The organism is Desulfosarcina sp., from assembly GCF_046496365.1.
GTDB lineage: Bacteria > Desulfobacterota > Desulfobacteria > Desulfobacterales > Desulfosarcinaceae > Desulfosarcina.
Map to the genome: position 1 here is coordinate 1 of NZ_JAWOHB010000189.1, position 3,541 is coordinate 3,541.

3 protein-coding genes are annotated in these 3,541 nt (G+C 56.6%); 2 read left to right on the forward strand and 1 reads right to left on the reverse strand.

Going from position 1 to position 3,541, the window contains the following annotated elements; all coding sequences use genetic code 11:
• The coding region (locus R6V78_RS18725) for an ABC transporter permease (protein ID WP_410290912.1) at window positions 1-1,577 on the forward strand (1,577 nt) is incomplete at its 5' end.
• A 2-nt stretch (window positions 1,578-1,579) separates the two neighbouring features.
• Window positions 1,580-2,704, forward strand: coding sequence for an ABC transporter permease (locus R6V78_RS18730; RefSeq protein WP_410290913.1), 1,125 nt, complete (start codon window positions 1,580-1,582; stop codon window positions 2,702-2,704).
• A 644-nt stretch (window positions 2,705-3,348) separates the two neighbouring features.
• Here R6V78_RS18730 and R6V78_RS18735 read toward each other — a convergent pair.
• A partial coding sequence (locus R6V78_RS18735; protein ID WP_410290914.1) for a glycogen/starch/alpha-glucan phosphorylase occupies window positions 3,349-3,541 on the reverse strand: 193 nt, incomplete at its 5' end.

The following is a 3,541-nucleotide window of genomic DNA, read 5'->3' on the forward strand; positions in this document are numbered from 1 at the left end:
AATTCGGGCTCGCCCCCCATCTCGACTCCCTGGCCGAAGAGCTGCCGATGGGTCTGCGGCAGCGGCTGTCTCTGGCGGTGGCGGTTCTCCATGAACCCGAGATGCTGATTCTGGATGAACCGACCTCCGGAGTCGATCCGGTAGCGCGGGACAGCTTCTGGGAACTGTTGATCGATCTTTCCCGACGGCAGGGTGTGACGATTTTTGTGACGACCCATTTCATGAACGAAGGGATGCGCTGCGATCGTATTTCCCTGATGAATGCTGGGAAAGTGCTGGCGTGCGGTCCTCCGCAGGAGTTGATCGATAGCCGCGGCGCCACCACCCTGGAAGAGGCTTTCATAGGCTACATGGAGGAGGCCAGCGCCGAGGGAACGGTCGGCAACGCCAGCCCTACCGAGCCCGGGCCGTCAGCAGCGCCGGCCGCACCGTCCCAGCCATCAAACCTAAAGCTGCGTCTCGGCCGGCTGTTGGCTTACACCAACAACGAAACCAAGCAGATCCTCCGCGACCCGGTGCGGCTGGCTTTCGCCTTCATCGGTTCGGCGCTGCTCATGCTCGTCTTCGGCTTTGGGATCACAACTGATATCCAGAACATCCGTTATGCGCCCCTCGATCTGGATCAGTCACCGGAAAGTCGGGAATACCTCGAACAATTCGCCGGATCGCCGCCGTACTTTATCCCCGCACCGCCGCTTCGCTCCCCCGAAGAAGCCCTGAGAAAATTGCAGTCGGATGAGATTTCGCTGGTGATCGAAATCCCGCCCGATTTCGGCCGAGATCTTCGCAGGGGATCCACTCCTGAAATCATGGCGCAGGTGGACGGCGCCATGACCTTCCGCGGCGAGACCGTGGCCCAGTATGTTCAGGGGGTTCACAATACCATGCTGCAGGACCCGGCGAGCGGGCTGCAGGTCGGTCCCAGAAAAAACAAGGCCAACATCCAGGAACGCTACATGTACAATCCCACCTTCGAAAGTATCTATTCCATGGTGCCGAGCATACCGGCCCTGCTGCTGGTCCTGATCCCGGCGATTCTCATGACGGTCAGCATCGTGCGTGAAAAGGAACTGGGTTCCATCATCAACTTTTATGTTACGCCAACCGGAAGACTGGAGTACCTTCTGGGAAAACAACTTCCCTACATCGCCATCGGCATGCTCAACTTCTTTATCCTGGTCGCCATTTCGCTGATCGTGTTCCAGGTTCCGATCAAAGGCAGCTTTCTGATGTTGACACTATGCACCCTGCTCTATGTCACCGCGACCACCGGTATCGGCATGGTGACCTCGACCTTCACCAGCAGCCAGGTCGCAGCCGTCTTCGTCACGGCAATCCTGACCCTGGTGCCGACCATCCAGTTCTCCGGTCTGCTGCAGCCAGTCTCGACCCTTGAAGGCAAGGCCCGGCTCGTTGGCCTGATCTGGCCGACGACCTACTACATGCACTCCAGCGTCGGCGCCTATACCAAAGGAATCGGGCCGGCCCTCATGATCCAGGATCTCGTTTTCTTGGCCTGCTGCATCCCCGTTCTCTGGGCCGTGAGTTTTATGGGCTTGAGAAAGCAGGAGAAATAACCATGGCGTCGTGGCTGAATATCTTCTGGCTGGGCCTCAAGGAAATCCGCAGCCTGGTAAGCGACTGGGTGATGGTCCTGTTTGTGGCCTACGCCTTCACATTTGCGATCTATGTCCAGGCCACGGGCACGTCGAGTGAGGTCCACAACGCCTCCATTGCTTTTGTGGACGAGGATGGCTCGGCCCTTTCCAAGGAACTCATCAATGCTTTCTACCCCCCCAATTTCCAGGTGCCGGAAATAATTGGCGCAGGGGAGGTCGATCCGGCCATGGACGAAGGCCGCTTCATGTTTGTCGTGGTCATCCCCCCCTTTCTCGAAAAGGACCTGCGCGCCGGCAGGGAGCCGGATATCCAGCTGAATATCGACGCCACAGCCATGCAGCAGGCCGGCATTGGATCCAACTACATCAAGAACATCATCAACAAACGCATCTCGAGCTTCCTTCGGCGCACGGATGAATCGGCATCCGATCCCATCAATCTCGTCATCCGCAAGATGTTCAACCCGAACGGCATATCCTCCTGGTTTATCAGTGTGGTCGCCATCATCAACGAGATTACCCTGCTAACGGTCGTCTTGTGTGGCGCCGCGGTGATTCGCGAACGTGAGCACGGGACCCTGGAACACCTGATGGTCATGCCGCTGACTCCTTTTGAAATCGCCATGGCCAAAGTTTGGGCCAACGGTTTTGTAATTCTCCTTGCGACGGCCGGCTCTCTTTTCCTGGTTGTTCACATGGCCCTGAAGGTGCCGTTTGCCGGTTCGGTGCCCCTCTGGTTCCTCGGCGTTGTCCTCTACCTGTTTTTCGCGACGGCGCTGGGAGTATTCCTGGGAACCATTTCCCGGTCCATGGCCCAGTTCGCCCTTCTGATCATTCTTGTAATCCTGTCGCTTATGCTTCTTTCAGGGGGAAATACACCGGTCGAGAGCCAGCCGGAATGGCTGCAGTACATCACCTTTTTCCTGCCCTCCCGACACTTTGTCAGTTTCTCCCAGGTAATCATCTATCGCGGGGGCGGCATCGGTGCGGTCTGGCCTCAGTTTCTCATGGTAACCGCCATCGGCCTTGGATTCTTTGTTTACAGCCTGGCCATCTTCCGGAAATCCATCGCGTTGACGAAATAGAGCCCCGATACTTCTGATCATTTTCCTTTAGCTGGTCCTGGCGGTTGGTGGCCGCCCCTGGAGGGCCCACCGGTAAATGGATTGAACCTCTTGTTATTTTAAGGGTTTTAAATCGAATTCAGTCGATTTGAAATTCCGGCAGGCCGGAATAGAAACCTGAAGAGGGCAATCTTATTCCAGCGGTTTTCTTTTATCGATACCTGGAAAGGCCCATGTTCAGCACGGAATTTTCCGCGTGAACAACGAGGATGAAGATGGGCTGTTACCGTTGAAGCCTCTCGGCGAGGAAACCGATCACGTCAACCGCCGTTTGTTACTGCCAACCGGGCGCCTCAGAAAATGGGTTCTTGTCCTGGAGGCGCGAAAGATTCCCTGCCAGGTACATCAGGCCGGCAGGGGCTGGCGGATTCTTATCCCCTCCGGGCTCCAAGAACGGGCCGTCGAGGAGATCACCTTCTACGAAAAGGAAAACCACAACTGCCCTCCGATTTTATGGCCGCAGAGGAGGAATGACAGCGGGGGATCCCCACAAGGGGTGGTCAAAATAAGGGCCGATTGTTGGCAACATCCCCGGATCCTCCATCAAAGATGGAGGTTTGAGAATGGAAAAATCCCATTTCTCTGGGCTGTCCGCCAGCGGCGCCCTACAATTCCTTTCGGATGCCCCATATGTTCTTGCAGTACTCCCGGATGGACCGGTCGGAAGAGAACTTGCCCATGCGGGCCGTGTTCAGGATCGACATGCGGGTCCACCGCTTGCGGTCCCGCCAGACTTCATCGACTTTTTCCTGACAATCGACATAAGACTGATAATCGGCGAACAGCATGAAGCGGTCC